The following is a 19,708-nucleotide window of genomic DNA, read 5'->3' as shown; positions in this document are numbered from 1 at the left end:
TAGTGTTTTAATAACTTAAGAAACCATTATTTATTTTTTCTAGTTGCAACTTTACGTTCATATTCGTTTAAATATTTTTTTCTTATTCTAACAGATTTTGGAGTAATTTCGATTAATTCATCATCATTAATAAAGCTCATAGATTGTTCTAATGTCATTTTGATAGGAGGAATTAAATTAATTGCTTCATCAGTTCCTGAAGCTCTCATATTTGTGAGTTTTTTTCCTGTTAAACAATTTACTGTTAAATCATTTGATCGATTATGTAATCCAATAATTTGTCCTTTATATACTTTTTCTGCATGATTTATAAATAATTTCCCTCTTTCTTGTAAGTGGAATAATGCAAATCCACTGCTTATTCCAGTATTATTTGCGATTAGTACACCATTGACTCTTTGACCAATTGTATTATTTTGTATTTTATCATAATGAAGAAATGATGAGTAAAATATTCCTGTTCCTGATGTGATATTAAGAAATTTATTTCGAAATCCTATTAATGCGCGACTAGAAATGATATATTCTAGTTGTATTCGATCATCTAGAGATGATTCCATATTAATCATTTTCCCTTTTCTTTCTCCTAAGAAATCCATCACTGTTCCTTGATGTCGGGATTCAATATTAATAATAACAGTTTCAAATGGTTCAGTAATATATCCATTTTTTTTTTGAAAAATTATTTTTGGTCTAGATACTTCTAATTCAAATCCTTCTCTACGCATATTTTCAATTAATATAGATAAGTGTAATTCTCCTCTTCCAGAAACTAAAAAAGTATTTGAATGCGGCGTAGTATTTACTTTTAAAGAAATATTATATATTATCTCTGTTTTTAATCGACGATAAATTTGATTGGATGTAATATATTTCCCCTCTTGTCCACAAAATGGAGAAGTATTTACTGAAAATAACATATTTACTGTTGGTAAATCGACTTTCAGCTGTGGTAACGCTATTTGATCATTTATACTGCAAATAGTATCAGAAATTTTGATATTATCAATACCGGTAATTGCGATAATTTCTCCTGCATGTGCATCTTTAATTTCTACTTTTTTTAACCCTACATATTGTAAAATTTTTCCTATTTTTCCATATCGAATTTTATTTTGGTTATGTATAATAGATACTTTTTGGTTAACAGATATTATACCCCTTTGAACTTTCCCAATTCCTATTATTCCTAAGTAATTATCGTATTCTAGTTGAGAAATTTGCATTTGTAATTCTCCCATTGTACTTACTTTGGGAGCCGGAGTATATTGGATAATAGTTTTCAATAGTGGTAACATATTATTTTTTATATTATTTAATTTCGTTCCTGATTGTCCAAGTATGGCAGAAGTATATATAATTGGAAAATCTAATTGTTTATCTGTTGCTTCAAGATTAACAAATAAGTCAAATATTTTTTCTATAACCCAGTCTGTTCTTGAATTTTTTCGATCAATTTTATTAATTACAATAATTGGATTCATGTTATGCTCAAATGCTTTTTTTGTAACAAATCTTGTTTGAGGCATAGGACCGTCTACAGCGTCTACTATTAGTAATACAGAGTCTACCATAGATAATATTCTTTCTACTTCTCCTCCAAAATCTGCATGTCCTGGAGTATCAATGATATTAATTTTATAATCTTCCCATTCAATAGAAGTATTTTTTGAAAAAATAGTAATACCTCTTTCTTTTTCAAGATCGTTACAATCCATCACTCTATTATGTGGTTCTTTAGTTTTAATTAAAGTATCAGATGTTTCTAATAATTTATCTACTAATGTTGTTTTACCATGGTCAATATGTGCAATAATAGCAATATTTCTAATTTTTTTATTCATTTTTTCCTCTCTTTACAATATAATATATTGTATAATATTTTTATTTAAATTATAAATATTATTTTTATAAAATAAATATGTCATATTATAGGATTATATGAATTTAAAATATCAGTCAATTCAATTTTTAACAAGTTTTGCAGATGTTAAATATATTAATATAACAGATATAGGAATAGAAGTTGCTTGTATCGGATACTCTAATGTTGGAAAATCAACATTAATTAATTGTTTAGCACGAAATAATAAATTATCTCGTTTTAGTAAATATCCTGGAAGAACCAAACTGATTAATTTTTTTATGATAGATAAAAATTTTCGTTTAGTGGATTTACCTGGTTATGGATATTCTAAATTTTGTAAATGTGAAATTAAAAATTTTAATTTAGTTGTGAGATATATTAAATATCGAAAATGTTTAAAAATTGTTATTTTAGTTATAGATATACGTCGTTTATTACGACCTTTTGATGTGAAAATGTTATTTTTGTTAAAATTATATAACATTCAATGTATTGTTCTATTAAATAAATGTGATAAATTAAATACTTTATATCAAAAAAAAAAAATTCATTTGTTAAATAAAGAAATAAATTCCATTAATCCATTTTCTTTTTCTATTTTATTTTCATCATTTAAAAAAGTTGGTTTACATATTCTGTATAATTATATTGATAATATTATCTTTAAATAAATAAATTTTACAATATAGAATTTATTATATTTTTTTTTATTTCATATATAATATTAATATATTTAATATTATTATATTTACATGGTTTGTATAATTCATATAAATTATTTTTTTTATATTCTTTAGAACATATGACATTTAATTTTATTTTTGCTAATTTGTATGATAAATTAGCCATTTTTTCCCCTTCAAGTAATCTTTTTACAATATTTTTTTTATTACGAAAATTTAACATATAAATTTTATGATAATTTTTATAAATTTTTTTAATACAACCAATATTATTTAATAACTGTACAGCAGTTTTTTTTCCTATTCCTTTCACCCCAGGTATATTATCTGAGGGATCTCCTACCAAAGATAATAAATCAACAATCAAATTTGGATATACTCCATATTTTTTTTTTACCTGATGGAAATTAATTATTTTTTTATCTATAATATTTAATATATAGATATTTTTATTGATTAATTGTGTTAAATCTTTATCTGATGTTACAATTAATACTACGTCTCCATTTTTTTCTATTATTTTTGATAGTGTTCCTATTACATCATCTGCTTCAACATATGGAATACAAAATATTGGAATTCCTATATTCACTAATATACTTTGTAGATCTTTTATATATTTTTTTAGTATTTTCGGTATCGGATTTCTATTTTTTTTATATTTTTTAAATATTTTATCTCGAAAACTTTTTTTTTTATTATCAAATATAATTATAATTTTTTTTGGTTGATATTTCAAAATTATTTTTTTTACTACATATAATATATTTTTTATAAATTTTTCTTTTAAATTGATTTTTTTATTATTTTTTATCTGTCCATAATATATTCTATATGCATAACAATGTCCATCAATGAGTATTACAGATTTTCGAAAATATGAAATTTTCATCATAATTATTATTAAAATAAAGTTATATTTTCAACATCCCTGTAGTTTATTACATTTAATTTATTATCATAACATTAAAAATAATTTTGGTATTTTTGCAATTCTTCAATACCTCGAAATGGTGCAATAATATTACCTAATTTTTCTTCTATTCTAATTAATTGATTATATTTTGACAGTCGCTCTGATCTACTCATAGATCCAGTTTTAATTTGACCAGCTTGTGTACCAACTGCTAAATCTGAAATTGAATGATCTTCTGTTTCTCCTGATCGATGTGATATAATAGTTGTATATCCGTTTTTTTTAGCCATTTTAATAGCAGATAATGTTTCTGTTAATGTTCCTATCTGATTTGGTTTAATTAAAATAGAATTGGCAATATTTTTTCTAATTCCTTTGGATAGTTTTTCAGTATTAGTAACAAATAAATCATCTCCTACGATTTGTATACGCTTTCCTAATAATTTTGTTTGATATAAAAAACCATCCCAGTCTAATTCACTTTGTCCATCTTCAATAGATGTAATTGGATATTTTAGCGTTAAATCTTGTATAAGATGACTTAATTCTTGTGAATTAAATTTTTTGTTTTCACTTTTTAAGTAATATTTTTTTGTATTAAAGTTATATAGTTCAGAAGCAGCAAAATCTATTGCTAATGTAATATCTTTCCCAAAACGATAATTTGCTGTTTGTACAGCTTCATAAATTAATTTAATAGCTTCTTCGTTATTTTTAAGGTTAGGAGCATATCCACCTTCATCTCCTACAGAAGTATTCATGTTATTTTTTTTAATTATTTTTCCTAAATGATAAAAAATTTCACATCCAATTCTTACGGCTTCTTTAATTGAAGAAGCACAAATTGGTTGTATCATAAATTCTTGCACATCAATATTATTATTTGCATGACTACCACCATTAATAATGTTAATCATTGGTAATGGCATAGAAAATTTATTGGGAGTACCATTTAATTCAGAAATATATTGATAAAATGGAATTTTTTTAGATATAGCAGCAGCTTTTGCTGTCGCCATAGAAACAGATAATATTGCATTTGCTCCTATTTTTTTCTTATTTTTTGTTCCATCTAATTCTAACATCATGTAATCGATTTTTTTTTGGTCATATGCATTTATTCCTTTTAGTAAGTGAAATATTTTTTTTTGAACATTAGAAACAGCTTTAGATACACCTTGTCCGAGAAATCGAAATATATCATTATCTCTTAATTCTAAAGCTTCTTCTGATCCTGTTGATGCTCCTGAAGGACAAGAAAATATTCCTATTGAATTGTCTTCTAAATGTACCTCTGTTTCTATTGTTGGTTTTCCTCTGGAATCAATAATTTCTCTAGAAAAGATATTTTTAATTTTAGACATAATTCTCCCTTTTTTTTTTGAAAAATTTTATTATTTTTCATTTGATCGTTATATACTAAAACCATTATATGTTATGTACATTTAAATTATATTATTTTTTTTTTTTATTTGTACTATTTGATGTATAATGGGATGTTTATTTTCTGAAAATTTTTTATTTTTGTAAAAATATCCAATTCTTTCAAATTGATATGTATTAATTTTTTTTTGTTTTTTTAGTTCACTATTAATTAATCCATTTTTTATAATTTTAGAATTTTTATTAATATATGATAAAATATTTGATTTTTTATTTGGATTTTTAGTAGTAAAAATATGATTGTACAATATAAGTTGAGCCTGTTCTGCTTGTTCTTTTGAAATCCAATGAATAATTCCATATTTTTTTTTATTTTTATTGGTTAAATCACAAGTACAAAATATACGAGTAATATTATTATTACAATCTTTGTGAATTGAATTTGCTGTAATAATATAAGAATATTTTAATTTTACTGATCCTCCTAAAGTTAATCGGTTATAATTTTTGCTTGACTTTTCTTGAAAATCATTTCTTTCAATATATATAATTTTAGAAAAAATAATATTTCTGTATCCCATATTTTTGTTTTTTGGGTGATTTAAAATTTTAATTTTTTCTATATATTTTTCAGGTATATTACATATAACAATTTCAATAGGGTTAAGTATTGCCATCGTTCTATAAGCAGTAATATTTAATTCTTTTCTAATGCATGATTCCAGCGAAGATATTTCAATTAAATTATCTTGTTTTGTAATTCCTACTTTTTTACAAAATTCTCTTATTGCGTGTGGAGTATAGCCTCTATTACGTAATCCAGATAATGTTGGTAATCTTGGATCATTCCATGAATCAACAATATTGTTATCAATTAAGATTTGTAATTTTCTTTTTGATAAAGTTGAATATTCTAAATTTAATCTAGAATATTCATATTGTTTAGGATAATGATTAATATCAATGTTATTTAATATCCAGTTATATATTTTTTTGTTTTCTTGAAACTCTAGTGTGCAAAGGGAATGTGTTATTCCTTCAATTGCATCGGAGATGCAATGTGCAAAGTCATATGTAGGATAGATACACCATTGATTTTTTGTATTATGATGTTCAAGAAATTTAATTCTATATAATATTGGATCTCTCATAATAATTGAATTGGATTGCATATCAATCTTAGCTCTTAAACATGCATCACCTTCTGGTATATTACCAAATTTCATGTTTTCGAACAGTAACATATTTTCTTCAATTGTTTGTTTACGGTATGGACTTACAATACCTGGTTTTTTTAATGTTCCGCGATATATTCGAATCTCTTCTTTTTTTAATTTATCTACATATGCTAAATTCTTTTTTATTAATTGTATAGCATATTTATACATTTTATCAAAATATTGAGAAGCATATCGAATTTTTTGATTCCATTGATATCCTAACCATAATATATCTTTTTGAATAGAATTTATATATTTTTTATGATTAATATGTGGATAGGTATCATCGAATCTTAAATTACATTTTCCCTGGTATTGTTCTGCAATTTTAAAATTTATGTATATTGATTTTGCATGTCCAATATGTAAATTTCCATTTGGATCTGGCGGAAATCTAGTATGTATATTTTTTTTTTTCATATGCACTAGATCATTTTCAATGATTTTATGTATGAAACTTTTATATTTATTTTTTTTTTTATTGATCATATTTTAATTTATATATTTTATTTATTAGATTGTATTTTATATTTTAACAAAATTATTTTTTTAATTTTTTTATCATGATATGTTTTTAGTAAAATAATAGTTGACAAAATAATGTTAACCAGCATAATTCAAAATAAGGCTACGTAGCTCAGTTGGTTAGAGCACAGCACTCATAACGCTGTTGTCATGGGTTCGAATCCCATCGTAGCTAAATATATTTTTAGCGGGAGTGGCGAAATTGGTAGACGCACCAGATTTAGGATCTGGCGCCTTATTGGGTTTGCGAGTTCAAATCTCGCCTCCCGTATTTTTTTGGGGTATAGCCAAGTGGCAAGGCATCGGTTTTTGATACCGACATCCCTGGTTCGAATCCAGGTACCCCAGTGTATAAGTTTTTTTATTTCTAATATTTTAAAATTGTATAATTTTACGATTAATATTAATATGAAATGCAATGCATTAAAAAAAAAAGTTTCTTTAGCTGTTTTAGATTATATTCCTTCTAATTCAATTATAGGTATTGGATCAGGAACAACTATTCTGCATTTTGTGCAAATGTTATATGAATCTAATAAAAAAATTATTGGCGCAATTTCTAGTTCATTTAATACTACTGTTATACTTAAAAAATATGGTTTTAAGGTATATAATATTAATACCATTTCTGAACCTATAATATATATAGATAGTGCTGACGTGGTTGATCAAAATATGCATATGATTAAAGGGGGAGGAGGGGCGTTAACTAAAGAAAAAATTCTTGTTGCAATGTGTAAAAAATTTATATGTATTATTGATGAAACTAAATTAGTTAATGTATTAAGTGAATTTCCAGTTCCAATTGAGATCATACCCAATGCATATTCTTATGTATATCATCAATTAAAGAAAATGGGTGGAAATCCAAAATATAGAAAAAATTATACTACTGAAAATGGAAATATTATTTTTGATGTGCACAATTTGAATTTATCTGATCCAATAAATATTGAAAATATTCTTAATTCTTTAGTTGGTGTAGTCACTGTTGGTTTATTCGCGAATAGAAAATCTGATATATTATTGATTGGTACTCAATCTGGAATTAATGTTATTCAATAATTTTTATTATTTTAATTATTTTTTATTTATATAAAAAATTAATAATATTTTTTTTAAATTAAAATTGTGTATTTATATTTTATGCATCCGAAAGGATTCGAACCTTCCACCTCTCAGTTCGTAGCTGAGTGCTCTATCCAACTGAGCTACGGATGCTTTTCATATGGCGAGAGAGGGATTCGAACCCTCGATACAGAAGTTTCTATATATTCCCTTAGCAGGGGAACGCCTTAATCCTCTCGGCCATCTCACCAATTTTATATTTACTATAGATAATTTTAGTTTTTTTATAAATTAAGTCAATTATTTTTTCATACTTTTCTTAATTTATAAATAAATTTTATATTAATTTTTTATTTTTTGATTTAATTTTTTGGTAAATTTCTTCTCGATGTATTGAAATTTCTTTTGGAGCATTAATACCAATTCTTACTTGATTACCCTTTACTCCTAGAACTGTTATAGTAATTTCATCGCCGATAATTAATGTTTCACCTACTCTTCGAGTCAAAATTAACATTTTCGAATCCTTGAAAAAAAAGAAAATTAATAAATTTCTATTATATTTTTTTTTTTTTTTTTTTTTTGATGTTAAATAATAATTATTTTACATAAATATAATATAAATTATGTATTATAAAAACATTTATTATATAATTTAAATAATATAATTTTATATTATTTTTTCAATTGTATGTTTTATTGTTTCTAGAATACAAAATATATTATTAATATTATTTCCAACGCATTCAGCAAGTTCCACTTTACCACCTCCTGATCCATTTGTATTTTTTTTAATTATTTCAATAATTTGAATAGCATTAATTTTATTAATTATATTTTTAGTGACACTACTAGTAAAAATATATTTCTCTTTTTTTTGATAATATAAGATAATAATTCCTGTATTTATCATGTTTTTAATTTGGTCGATTAACTTTTTTACTAATTTCGATTGCGTTATGTCAATTTTTTTACATATGAAATTAATTTTTTTGATTTTTATTTTTTTTGCAATAATTTTTTTGATTTTATGAAACATTATTTTTTGTTTTAAATATTCATTATTTTTTTTTAAATTTAAGTAATTTTGCATAACTGTATTTATTTTTGGAATAATGATATTATCATTAATATTTAAAAATTTTTTAATTGCATAGATTTGTGTATATTTATCATGAATGTTTTTCAATGCGTGTAATCCAGTAAGAGCTTCTATTCTTACTACTCCATAAGCAATTCTTTTATAGGATATAATTTTAAATATACCGATATCACCTGTTCTATTTGCATGGGTTCCTTTACATATTTCTCTAGAGAAATGTCCTATATTTACAGTTCGTACAATAGAATCATATGTTTTATTTTTTAAATAAATATATTTTTCTTTTTTTGCTTGTATAAATTGCATATTGTTATTCATAATAACAGTGTTTTTTTGAATATATTGATTGACAATATCTTCTGTATTTAAAATATCTATTTTATGAATTTTTTTAAAATAAGAAAAATCAAATCTTATATACTCATGGTTAATAAAAGATCCTCTTTGTTCTATTTTATGGTTTAATATTAATATTAATGCTGCATGTAATAAATGTGTTGCAGTATGGTTATTTTGTATACATAATCTTTTTTTTTTATTGATTTCTGCTGTAATAATATCGTTATTTTTGATTATTCCAGAAAGTAATTTTCCAATATGACCAATGTAATTGGAAAATTTTTGTGTATCTTGTACTTGAAAGAGCGATGATCCATTTTTATATATAATTCCACTATCTCCAATTTGTCCACCTGATTCTGCAAAAAATGGTGTTTTTTCAATAAAGATAATTCCATTTTCATTTTCTTTTATTACTTTTGTTGGTTTGTTTTTTACAAAGATACTGTTTATAACAGTATCAATTTTTTTTGTTTTATATCCTACAAAGTGATTATTTAATTTTAAATTTGTGATATGTATCATACAATTTTTATTTTTTTTATTTTTTATGTTTTTTTTATTTTTTAATATAATTTTGTCTAATTTGTTTTGATTAATATAAATATTTTTTTTATGACATATACTTTTAGTTAAATCAATAGGAAAACCCATGGTATCATATAAATAAAATACAAAGTTACCATCTAACTCTTTTTTATTTAGTTGATGTAATTCATTCAATAATTTTTTTACTCCTTGGTCTAATATTTTTTTAAATTGTAATTCTTCTTGTTGTAAAATACTTTGAATGTATGTTTTTTTTTCAATTAATTTCTTTTCGTAGGGTTGTATAAACTGAATTATTGTAGGAATAAGTTGGTATAAAAAATATTTTTTATATTTTATTAATTTCATATGTACTAATGTTCTTCTAATAATTTTTCGTAAAATATATCCTTGTCCTTCATTATTTGGAATAATTCCTTCATAAATAATAAAAATTATTGCTCTTAAATGATCAGCAATAATATATAATGACTGATTATTAAAATGATTGTTATGATCTTTATAGTTAATTTTTTTAATGATGTTATCAAAAAAGTCTATTTTATAGTTGGAAGGTACATTTTGTAAGATAGAAGTAATTCTTTCTAATCCCATCCCAGTATCTATAGATAATATAGGAAGAGGAAGAATACTGTTTTTTTGAATTTTATTGAACTGTATAAATACTATGTTCCAAATTTCTATGCATATTTCTTTATTTTGTAAATCATTTATATAAGATTTTTTTTTTTTTTTTTTAAAAAAAATTTCTGTACATGGTCCGCAGGGTCCTGTATCTCCCATTTGCCAAAAATTATCAGATTCATATTTTTTATTTTTTTTATCATATATTTTAATGATATCTTCATTTGGTAATTTTATTTTTTTTTTCCAAATATTATATGATTCTTCGTCGGTATAATACACTGTTACAAATAATTTATTTTGTGGAATATTAAACCATTTTTTATGCGTTAATAGTTCCCATGCATATGTAATTGCTGTTTTTTTTGAATATTCTCCAAAACTAAAATTTCCTAACATTTCAAAAAATGTATTGTGATAATTACTATATCCCACTTCATTTAAATCATTATGTTTTCCTCCTGTTCTTAAACATTTTTGAACAGTGGTTACCTTGCTGAAAGGATATTTTTTTTTTCCTAGAAATACTGTTTTAAATTGATTCATTCCAGCATTTGTAAATAATAAATCAGAGTTTTCATTTTGTACTAATTGACTTCCTGGAACGATTGTATGTTTTTTTTCTTGAAAAAAATTTAAAAACATATTTCTAACATTATTTGTTGTATATTTCATATTAATCCTGCTGAAATTAAAATATTTTCTTTTTTTAATATAATATATTTCTTTAATATATTATTATTTATTCTTACGAAAAAAGATTTATATTTGCTATTTTTATATTGTTTTATGTATAATTACTGTTGTTATTATAAAAATAAGATTTTTTTTATTTTTTTTTATTAATTTGATAAATAAATATTTATTTTTATTTTTTTTAAATTAATTGAATTAATTCAATTTAATTTAATAATAATTATTAGTAAATAAGAAACTATTATAATTCTTTTTTTTTTTNGTAGAAACGATTATGAAAATAAATGTTATGTACGAAGATCAATACATATTGATTATTAATAAACCTGCAGGACTAGTTGTTCATCCCGGAGCTGGTAATAAAACAGGTACTTTATTGAATTTTTTGTTAAAAAAATATAATTTTCTTTCTGTAGTTCCCAGGGCAGGAATTGTACATCGTTTAGATAAAAATACAACTGGTTTAATGATTATTGCAAAGGATATTTACACATACTATAAAATGATTGATTTAATTAAAAAAAGGAAAGTTGTTCGAGAATACGATGCATTTATTTCTGGTATTTTAATACAAGGAGGTATTATTGATGTTCCAATTATGCGGGATAAAAATAAGAAAAATAGAATGATGATACATTATAAAGGGAAAAAGGCAATTACTAATTATAAAATTATACAACATTTTCATCATAATACACACGTTTATTTAACCTTGTATTCTGGCAGAACTCATCAAATTAGAGTACATATGTTGTCTATTCAACATCCAGTATTTGGTGATACGGTTTATAATTTTAATATGAATGATTTAAAAAAAAAGTTATTTTATTTTGATTATACGTTTCTTCAATCATTTCAAAGACAAGCATTACATGCTAGTCACATTAAATTTTTGCATCCAATAACACAATGTGTGATAGATTGTTATTTGAAATTACCTAAAGATATGATTGAATTGATGCAATATATTTAATTTTTTATATATGAAAATATTTTACTTAATATAGCATGGATTATGAATTATTATGGCGATTTTTTTTTTATTAAATTTAATCTATGCACTGCAGTTCTTAATGCTACATAATAGCCATATACTCCTAATCCAGAAATTACTCCGTTAGAAATATCTGACAAAAATGATTTTGACCTAAATTTTTCTCTAACAAATATATTAGAAATATGTACTTCAATAAACGGTTTTTGTATTGCTAAAAATGCATCTCTTAATGATATACTAGTGTGTGTCAGAGCTCCAGGGTTAATAATAATATAATCGTATTTTTTTGCTGTATGAATCGTATCAATTAGAATATGTTCGGCATTAGATTGTATGTGGGTAATTTTGGTATATATTTTTTTAGCCTGTTGATGTAATTTATCGACTATCTTTTGTAATGGAATGTTTCCATATATATTTGACTCTCTCTTTCCCAATAGATTTAAATTTGGTCCATTTAATAATAGAATGTTGAATTTATACATGATATTTTTATTTTAAAAATGTTATTTTTTTATAATAAGTAATATGATTTTTTTTGTAAAGTTTTAATTTTATTTTTTTATGAGGGGAAATATGATACATGAATCTGTATATTATAATTTATTATTATCTAATGGAATCAATAAACAAGATGTATTATCTATTTTAAATGATTGTCAACGTTTTAAAATAGATTATGCAGATATATATTTTCAATCTATATTTACAGAATCTTGGATATTAGAAAATAAAATTATTAAAGAAAATAAATATCATATTGATCAAGGATTTAGTATTCGAGTAATTTTAAATGAAACTACTGGTTTTTCATATTCTGACAACATTAATTTAAATGAATTAGTTAAACATGCAAAACAAGCATGTAGTTTTTCTTGTTTAATAGATCAAAAAAAGAAAATTAAATACGTTGAAAAATATCATAATCATGTTTATTCTCAACAAAGTATTATTAATAGTTTTACTGAAATAGACAAAGTACATCTTTTAAATTATATTAATTCTACTGCAAGGAAAATAGATCATCGTGTTTCAGAAGTACGTGCAATATTAAATAGTGTAGATGAAAATATTTTAATTGTATCGACAGACGGAATCTTAAGTTCAGATATTCGCCCATTGTTTAATCTTTCTATTTCTGTTTTAGTAGAAAACAATGGAAAACGTGAATATGGAAATAGTGGGGGAGGGGGTAGAACAACATATAATTTTTTGTATCAAGAAAATAATTCTGGAAAAACAAATTTAGATTTTTGGATTCATTCAGCAGTAGAAATGGCATTATTAAATTTATCAGCTAAATCTGCTCCTTCTGGTACATTTCCTGTAGTTTTAGGATCAGGTTGGCCTGGAATTTTGATACATGAAGCGGTAGGACATGGTTTAGAAGCTGATTTTAATCTTAAAAAAAGTTCAATATTTTATAATCAAATGAACAAAAAAATTGCTTCTTCTTTATGCACTATAGTAGATGATGGAACGATGTTAAATCAACGAGGATCAATATCTATTGACGATGAAGGAACTGTCGGTCAATATAATATTTTAGTTAAAAATGGGATATTAAAAAAATATATGCAAGATAAATTAACATCTCGATTGATGCATGTTCCAGTTACTGGGAATGGAAGAAGAGAATCATATGCATATTTACCCCGTCCAAGAATGACAAATACTTATATGTTACCAGGAAAGTCAACTTTTTTAGAGATTATTGATACTATTAAATATGGTATATTAGCATTAAATTTTTCTGGCGGTCAAGTAGACACTACATCTGGAAGATTTGTTTTTTCAACTTCGAAAGCATTTTTATTAAAAAATGGAAAAATTATGTATCCTATTAAAGGAGCAACATTAATTGGTTCGGGAATAGAAGTCATGAATGCTATTTCTATGGTAGCTGATGATTTTTTAATGGATAGTGGAACAGGAATTTGTATGAAAGATGGACAAAGTGTTCCTGTTGGCGTGGGTCAACCAACAGTAAAACTATCTCAATTGACTATTGGTGGTACTGTCTAACAATATTTTTTGTGCAGTCAATAAAATATATGACTGCATTTTTTATTAGTAAAAATTTTAAATTCGTTCTTTTATTCGAGCAGATTTTCCAAATTTTCCTCTTAAATAATATAATTTTGATTTTCTTACTAATCCAAGTTTTTTAATTTTAATCTTTGCAATCATTTTAGAATATGCTTGAAATACTCGTTCTACTCCTTCTCCATGAGATATTTTTCTTACTGTAAACGAAGATTGTAACGATCGATTTCTAATAGCAATTACAATTCCTTCAAATGATTGAATTCTTTTTTTTGAAGATTCTACGACCCATACCTGTACTTCAATTGTATCTCCTGGTTTAAAATTTATTATTTTTTTTTTTATTTGTTGATTTTCTATTTTTTGAATTATCTTTGGTGTCATATTTAAAGTTCCAAAATGAAATATTTATAGTAATATATAATATTTTTTTTTTATTTGATTTATAATTTTTTCTTCTTCTACAGATAATTTTTTTTTTTTTAATAAATCTGGTCTTTTAAGAATAGTATTTTTTAAAGATTGTCTGAATTGCCATTTTTTAATATTTTCATGATGTCCAGATAATAGAATTTTTGGTACAGATTTACCCAATATTTTTTTTGGTCGAGTGTAATTCGGATAATCAAGTAATCCATGATTAAAGGATTCTTCTTGGATAGAAGAAATATTTAATAGACCAGGTTGTAATCTACATATAGCATCGATAATGATCATAGCGGGCAATTCTCCACCTGAAACAATATAATCACCAATAGACCATTCTACATCGATATACTGTTCTATAATTCGTTCATCAATACCTTCATATCTTCCACATACTAAAATAAGATTAGTGTGTTTTGCAAAGTAATCTATTTTTTCTTGTGTAATTTTTTTTCCTTGAGGTGATAAGTAAATTGTTATGGTGTTTTTTGGAGCAGATTCTTGCGCTTTTTGTATTGCATTTTTTAATGGTTGTACGGTCATAACCATTCCTGCTCCACCACCATATGGACGGTCATCTATTTTATGATGTATATTTTTTGTAAAATCTCTAGGATTCCAGATTGTGATAGAAACAATTTTTTTTTTTATTGCTTTTTTAGTAATTCCATATTTTTGAATTGCATCAAACATTTCAGGGAAAATACTAATAATTCCAATCCACATTGAATTTCTTGAATCTCTTGCATTCATAAAATTTTATTATTTTAAAAAAGAATTTTAATTTATATATATAATTTTTCTTTTTATGTCAGTATTTTTAATAAATACTTTTTCGATAAATGGAATTAAAATACATTTATTTTTTTTTTGAAAATTTTTAATTACCAAAATATCATTTATTTTAGATCGTATAATATCATATACTATGCCAATATATTTTTTATCTATATTAAATACTTGACAGTATAAGATATCTTTCCAATAATATTCGTATTTTGGTATTTTTTTTAATTGTGTATTTTTTATTGAAATAATGCAATTTGTTAGTTTTTTCGCTTCTGTTCTATTATTTATATTTTTTAATTTAACTTTTATTTTTGAAATATTTTTTTTATAAGATTCAATAAAGTATTTTTTCCACAAGTTGTTGATTTGAATAAACCACGGGTTATATTGAAAAATATTTTTTTTTCTTTCAGTATAAGAAATAATATTTATCCATCCTAAAATTCCATATGCAGAACCAAATTTTCCAATAATAATTTTTTTCATATGATTATGTAAATTGTACTTTTATAATTTATTTTATAAATTTTTGTAATAATCTTTAATTAATGTTTTTACTTTTTTTGTAGTAATAGCTCCATTTTTTATCCAGTGTTGTACACGATTGATATTTAATTTTATTTTTTTTTTAATATCTTTGCTAAATGGATTATAAAATCCAATTTTTTCGATAAATTTTCCATCTCTGGGAGATTTGCTGTTCGCAATAATAATCTTGTAAAATGGTTTTTTTTTTGATCCGTACAAAGATAGTCTGATTTTAACCATAATTTCCTCAATATTTTAATAAAAATGTTTTTTTAATATAATAGATGAGTGTATTTTATTTATATAATGATTATAATTTATTTAAAATATTTTTGGGATTATTTTTTTTATATTCTGTAATGTTTTTTCTATCCCGTGATATTTTATTTTTTTTATGATTTTTTTTGTTTCATAAAAATTTTTTAATAACTGATTAACATCTTGCACAGTAGTTCCAGAACCTTTTGCAATTCTTTTTTTTCTTGACATTTTAATAATATTTGGATTTTTTTTTTCTAATGGGGTCATAGAATTAATAATTGAAATAAATTTTAATAAAATTCTTTTTTCTGTAATATTTTTTTTTTGAGAATTATTAAATATATTTATTGGTAAATTTGATATAATTTTTTTAATTCCTCCATAATTTTCTATATTACTCATTTGTTGTTTAAATTCTTCTAGGTCGAATTTTTTTTCTACATTATTTTTTTTATTTTTATTTTTTTCTTTTTTGTTAATTACTTCAATAATTGAAAATATATCTCCCATTCCAAGTATTCTTGAAACAATTCGTTCTGGATTAAAAATAGATAAAGAAGAGATTTTTTCACCCGTTCCAATGAATTTAATTGGTTTTTTAGTAATATAGCTTGCAGATAATGCAGATCCTCCTTTAGTATCACTGTCTGTTTTTGTCAGTATTAAACCAGTTAAACTTAAATCATCATGGAATTTTTTTGCAACATGAATAGCATCTTGTCCCATCATTGCATCTATTATAAATAATGTTTCTGTAGGTTGAATAATTTTTTTTATTTTTTTAATTTGTTGCATCATATTTTGATTAATATGCATTCTTCCAGCAGTATCTAATATAAAAACATCATATGAAGATTTTTTTATTTCTTTCATAAATCTCTTACTAATTTCTATTGGATCATGAAATGTATTAGTATTAAAAAAATTTATATTTGATTGTTTGGAGATCATAAATAATTGTTCTATTGCTGCTGGTCTATAGATATCAGTTGAAGCAACTAGTACTTTTTTTTTATATTTTTTTTTTATAAAATAACCTAATTTTCCAACACTAGTAGTTTTTCCTGATCCTTGTAGTCCAACAATTAGAAAAATATTAGGATTTTTTTCATGTATTTTAATTTCTGTTTCTTTATGATGCATAATAGAAATTAATTCTTGTTTCAAGATTTTAATAAATTCTTGTCCTGGAGTAAGATTTTGATTAATATCTTTTCCAATAACTTTTTTTTTGATTTGAGTGATAATTTCTTTAATAACGATATATGATACATCAGCTTCTAATAAATTTTTTTTTACTTGAAGCAATGTTTGATGGAGTTGTTTTTCTGTAATTCTTCCATATCCAGAAATATTTTTTACAATTGATATAAATTTTTTTGCAAGATTGTCAAACATGATATTTATCTCAATAATTTTATGATAAAGATATTAGAATTTTGGTGTTAATATTATTTATGTTCTATTATATATCTAGTGTAGGATATGATCCTAATATATTGATTAATATATCTTGTTTTTCAAAATCTTGTAATATGTGTTTAATTTTTTCATCATGTGTGTGACCTAAAATTTCTATGTAAATCATTTCTTTAATAGGTTTTTCATTATATAATTGCGATTCTAGTTGTAAAATTTTTATCTTTTTTTTATTTAATTGTATAATAATACTGAATAATAAATTTTTTTTTGTTGTTAAAATTAATGTACTTTTTATAGGTATAATGTTTAAGTTATGTATTATATTTTTTGTTAATATAAAGAATCTTGTATTATTATTTAAAGAATTTGATATATTTTCTGATATTGTTTGTAATTGATATATTTTTGCACTGTTTTTGTCTCCAATAGCTGCAATATTATTTTTGTCCATATTAGAAACAATTTGCATAGCTTCAGAAGTGCTGTTTGTATACTTTATTTTTCCATATTTATATTTTTGAATAAATTTACTACATTGTTCAAATGATTGTGCGTGACTATATATTACTTTAATTTCGGATAATAAAATTTTCGATTTAGTGAGTAAACAATGATTAATTGGTAAATAACATTCTCCAATAATTTTTAATTTTGTTTTAAATAGTAAATTATATACAGGTCTTATAAAACCTGAAAAACTATTTTCAATTGGAACAATTGCATAATTCGATTGATTATTTTCTACTGAATGTAATATATCTTCAAAATTTTTATGTTGTTGTATTGCATAATTATTATGGTATTTTTTAATATATTTCATACTTGCAATGTATGAATATGATCCTGTAGGACCTAAAAAGGAAAATATTGGATTTTTTAAATTAGTATTTTGGATAAATTTATTTGTAATTTTTGTTTGTATAGTAACAGAATCTTGAATAATTATATTAAATATTTTTTTTATATATTTTGCAGATAGATGATATTTTTCTCCCATCAAAATTAAATTTTGTAATAATTCTTTTTCCCGTGTACGATCTTGTATTAAAAATTTATGTATGATTTTTTTTTTTGCGATGCTTATTGCTAATGTTCTTCTTTTATATAATAAATCGAGTATTAATTTATCAATTTGATTAATTTGATTTCTTAGTTTTAATAGGATTTTTTTAGATGTCATAATATTTTTTTTGTTTTATTTTTCAATAAATTATATTATATTAATAACAAGTTAATTAAATTTCACTTTTATTTTAATGATTATATTTGATATTATCAATGTCGTTGATTTGAATTATTTAGTTTATATCATAAAGTAAAAAATATTTTTTTTATTTTTTTTTTACTCATTAAGGAATGATATGAAAAGTTTTGTTGCAAAAAATAAAAATGTAAAAAAAAATTGGTTTTGTATTGATGCAAAAAATCAAATTTTAGGTAGATTATCTACAAGAATTGCTATATATTTAACAGGAAAACATAAAATAGAATATACTCCCCATTGTGATACTGGAGATTTTGTAATTGTCTTAAATGTAAATAAAATAATTGTAACAGGAAAAAAAAAAGTAAAAAAATTTTATTATAAACATACTGGTTATGTTGGTGGTATAAAAAAAATCTCTTTTCAAGAAATGTTTACAAAAAATCCTGAACAAGTTCTTAGGATTGCTGTCAAAGGGATGCTTCCGAAAAATGTGTTAGGTCGTTTTATGTTATCTAAATTAAAAATTTATGCATCTAATACGCATAATCATCAAGCGCAAAATCCGATAACATTACATCTTTAATTCATAGGTTTATTTATGTATAAAAAAAATATTAATTATTCAACAGGACGTAGAAAAAGTTCCTCTGCCCGTGTTTTTTTGAAACATGGTATAGGGGAAATTATAGTTAATAAAAGAAGTATATTAGATTATTTTCCATTAGAAGAATCTCGTATAATACTTTTAGAACCATTAAAAATTACAAATATGTTAAATAAGTTAGATTTTTATATTACTGTTAAAGGAGGAGGTATTTCTGGACAATTAGGAGCTATTCGACAAGGAATTACTCGTACTTTAATAAAGTACGATATTTCTTTTAAAACAATTTTGAGAAAATCTGGTTTTGTTACTAGAGATGCTCGAAAAGTAGAAAGAAAAAAAGTTGGTTTAAGAAAATCAAGAAAAAGACCACAGTTTTCAAAAAGATAATATATAATATTTATTTAATCCGGAATATATTATTGTCCGGATTTTATGCAAATATATATATATATA

Annotated in this window: 19 protein-coding genes and 5 tRNA genes; 9 read left to right on the top strand and 15 right to left on the bottom strand. The window is 23.2% G+C overall.

From position 1 onward, the window contains the following. Window positions 1-26: 26 nt before the first annotated feature. The gene (typA, locus tag RJT40_RS01435; protein ID WP_343182416.1) at window positions 27-1,844 is read right to left on the bottom strand and encodes a translational GTPase TypA; all 1,818 of its coding nucleotides are present in this window, start codon (window positions 1,842-1,844) and stop codon (window positions 27-29) included. A 97-nt stretch (window positions 1,845-1,941) separates the two neighbouring features. Here typA and yihA point away from each other — a divergent pair, with 97 nt between their 5' ends. After that, window positions 1,942-2,538, top strand: a complete 597-nt coding sequence (gene yihA / locus RJT40_RS01430) for a ribosome biogenesis GTP-binding protein YihA/YsxC (RefSeq protein WP_343182415.1) — start codon at window positions 1,942-1,944, stop codon at window positions 2,536-2,538. A 7-nt stretch (window positions 2,539-2,545) separates the two neighbouring features. Here yihA and RJT40_RS01425 read toward each other — a convergent pair whose 3' ends face one another. The 3 genes from RJT40_RS01425 to RJT40_RS01415 all read right to left on the bottom strand — a co-directional run bounded on the left by RJT40_RS01425 (window position 2,546) and on the right by RJT40_RS01415 (window position 6,558). Next, window positions 2,546-3,442: a 5'-3' exonuclease gene (locus RJT40_RS01425; RefSeq protein WP_343182414.1), complete on the bottom strand. Its 897-nt coding sequence runs from the start codon at window positions 3,440-3,442 to the stop codon at window positions 2,546-2,548. 74 nt (window positions 3,443-3,516) lie between these two features. Further along, window positions 3,517-4,830 (bottom strand): phosphopyruvate hydratase, encoded by a 1,314-nt coding sequence (gene eno, locus RJT40_RS01420; RefSeq protein WP_343182413.1) that lies wholly within the window; start codon window positions 4,828-4,830, stop codon window positions 3,517-3,519. Between the two features lie 81 nt (window positions 4,831-4,911). Then, window positions 4,912-6,558 carry a glutamine--tRNA ligase/YqeY domain fusion protein gene (locus RJT40_RS01415; RefSeq protein ID WP_343182412.1) on the bottom strand — a complete coding sequence of 549 codons (1,647 nt, stop codon included), beginning with the start codon at window positions 6,556-6,558 and terminating at the stop codon, window positions 4,912-4,914. A gap of 137 nt (window positions 6,559-6,695) precedes the next feature. On the opposite strand from RJT40_RS01415, the gene RJT40_RS01410 reads away from it, so the two are divergent. The 4 genes from RJT40_RS01410 to rpiA all read left to right on the top strand — a co-directional run bounded on the left by RJT40_RS01410 (window position 6,696) and on the right by rpiA (window position 7,659). After that, a tRNA-Met gene (locus RJT40_RS01410) sits at window positions 6,696-6,769 on the top strand. A gap of 12 nt (window positions 6,770-6,781) precedes the next feature. Further along, a tRNA-Leu gene (locus RJT40_RS01405) sits at window positions 6,782-6,865 on the top strand. 6 nt (window positions 6,866-6,871) lie between these two features. Continuing rightward, window positions 6,872-6,942, top strand: a tRNA-Gln gene (locus RJT40_RS01400). A 60-nt stretch (window positions 6,943-7,002) separates the two neighbouring features. After that, complete coding sequence (gene rpiA, locus RJT40_RS01395) at window positions 7,003-7,659, top strand: ribose-5-phosphate isomerase RpiA (RefSeq protein ID WP_343182411.1); 657 nt, start codon at window positions 7,003-7,005, stop codon at window positions 7,657-7,659. 82 nt (window positions 7,660-7,741) lie between these two features. Here rpiA and RJT40_RS01390 read toward each other — a convergent pair. The 4 genes from RJT40_RS01390 to alaS form a co-directional block, all read right to left on the bottom strand. Further along, window positions 7,742-7,815 (bottom strand) — tRNA-Arg (locus tag RJT40_RS01390). Window positions 7,816-7,823: 8 nt separating this feature from the next. Next, a tRNA-Ser gene (locus tag RJT40_RS01385) sits at window positions 7,824-7,912 on the bottom strand. Window positions 7,913-7,999: 87 nt separating this feature from the next. Next, entirely contained in the window at window positions 8,000-8,179 is a 180-nt protein-coding gene (gene csrA, locus RJT40_RS01380; protein WP_343182410.1) for a carbon storage regulator CsrA, read from the bottom strand. A gap of 153 nt (window positions 8,180-8,332) precedes the next feature. After that, window positions 8,333-10,951, bottom strand: coding sequence for an alanine--tRNA ligase (alaS, locus tag RJT40_RS01375; RefSeq protein ID WP_343182409.1), 2,619 nt, complete (start codon window positions 10,949-10,951; stop codon window positions 8,333-8,335). Window positions 10,952-11,246: 295 nt separating this feature from the next. On the opposite strand from alaS, the gene RJT40_RS01370 reads away from it, so the two are divergent. Then, window positions 11,247-11,945 (top strand): RluA family pseudouridine synthase, encoded by a 699-nt coding sequence (locus tag RJT40_RS01370; protein ID WP_343182408.1) that lies wholly within the window; start codon window positions 11,247-11,249, stop codon window positions 11,943-11,945. 50 nt (window positions 11,946-11,995) lie between these two features. Here the strand turns inward: RJT40_RS01370 and aroQ are convergent, their stop codons facing one another. After that, window positions 11,996-12,457 carry a type II 3-dehydroquinate dehydratase gene (gene aroQ, locus RJT40_RS01365; protein WP_428994196.1) on the bottom strand — a complete coding sequence of 154 codons (462 nt, stop codon included), beginning with the start codon at window positions 12,455-12,457 and terminating at the stop codon, window positions 11,996-11,998. 88 nt (window positions 12,458-12,545) lie between these two features. On the opposite strand from aroQ, the gene tldD reads away from it, so the two are divergent. Then, on the top strand, window positions 12,546-13,994 hold the full coding sequence (gene tldD, locus RJT40_RS01360; protein ID WP_343182406.1) for a metalloprotease TldD: 1,449 nt from the start codon (window positions 12,546-12,548) through the stop codon (window positions 13,992-13,994). A 57-nt stretch (window positions 13,995-14,051) separates the two neighbouring features. On the opposite strand, the gene rplS is transcribed toward tldD, so the two are convergent. The 6 genes from rplS to RJT40_RS01330 all read right to left on the bottom strand — a co-directional run bounded on the left by rplS (window position 14,052) and on the right by RJT40_RS01330 (window position 18,621). Further along, window positions 14,052-14,399 (bottom strand): 50S ribosomal protein L19, encoded by a 348-nt coding sequence (rplS, locus tag RJT40_RS01355; RefSeq protein ID WP_343182405.1) that lies wholly within the window; start codon window positions 14,397-14,399, stop codon window positions 14,052-14,054. 24 nt (window positions 14,400-14,423) lie between these two features. Then, a complete protein-coding gene (gene trmD, locus RJT40_RS01350; protein ID WP_343182712.1) occupies window positions 14,424-15,167 on the bottom strand; it encodes a tRNA (guanosine(37)-N1)-methyltransferase TrmD in 744 nt (247 codons plus the stop codon). Window positions 15,168-15,221: 54 nt separating this feature from the next. Beyond that, window positions 15,222-15,716, bottom strand: a complete 495-nt coding sequence (gene rimM / locus RJT40_RS01345; protein WP_343182404.1) for a ribosome maturation factor RimM — start codon at window positions 15,714-15,716, stop codon at window positions 15,222-15,224. Window positions 15,717-15,749: 33 nt separating this feature from the next. Then, window positions 15,750-15,998, bottom strand: a complete 249-nt coding sequence (gene rpsP / locus RJT40_RS01340) for a 30S ribosomal protein S16 (RefSeq protein ID WP_343182403.1) — start codon at window positions 15,996-15,998, stop codon at window positions 15,750-15,752. Window positions 15,999-16,079: 81 nt separating this feature from the next. Further along, entirely contained in the window at window positions 16,080-17,417 is a 1,338-nt protein-coding gene (ffh, locus tag RJT40_RS01335) for a signal recognition particle protein (RefSeq protein WP_343182402.1), read from the bottom strand. Window positions 17,418-17,484: 67 nt separating this feature from the next. Continuing rightward, complete coding sequence (locus RJT40_RS01330; RefSeq protein ID WP_343182401.1) at window positions 17,485-18,621, bottom strand: chorismate mutase; 1,137 nt, start codon at window positions 18,619-18,621, stop codon at window positions 17,485-17,487. 181 nt (window positions 18,622-18,802) lie between these two features. Here RJT40_RS01330 and rplM point away from each other — a divergent pair, with 181 nt between their 5' ends. Then, window positions 18,803-19,231, top strand: a complete 429-nt coding sequence (gene rplM / locus RJT40_RS01325) for a 50S ribosomal protein L13 (RefSeq protein ID WP_343182400.1) — start codon at window positions 18,803-18,805, stop codon at window positions 19,229-19,231. Between the two features lie 15 nt (window positions 19,232-19,246). Continuing rightward, a complete protein-coding gene (rpsI, locus tag RJT40_RS01320; protein ID WP_343182399.1) occupies window positions 19,247-19,642 on the top strand; it encodes a 30S ribosomal protein S9 in 396 nt (131 codons plus the stop codon). The last annotated feature ends 66 nt before the right edge of the window (window positions 19,643-19,708 follow it).

It is taken from the genome of Buchnera aphidicola (Shivaphis celti) (genome assembly GCF_039349365.1).
Classification (GTDB): domain Bacteria; phylum Pseudomonadota; class Gammaproteobacteria; order Enterobacterales; family Enterobacteriaceae; genus Buchnera_L; species Buchnera_L aphidicola_AL.
Note: the sequence above shows the minus strand (reverse complement) of the source record. Positions and strands in the feature narration are given on the sequence as shown.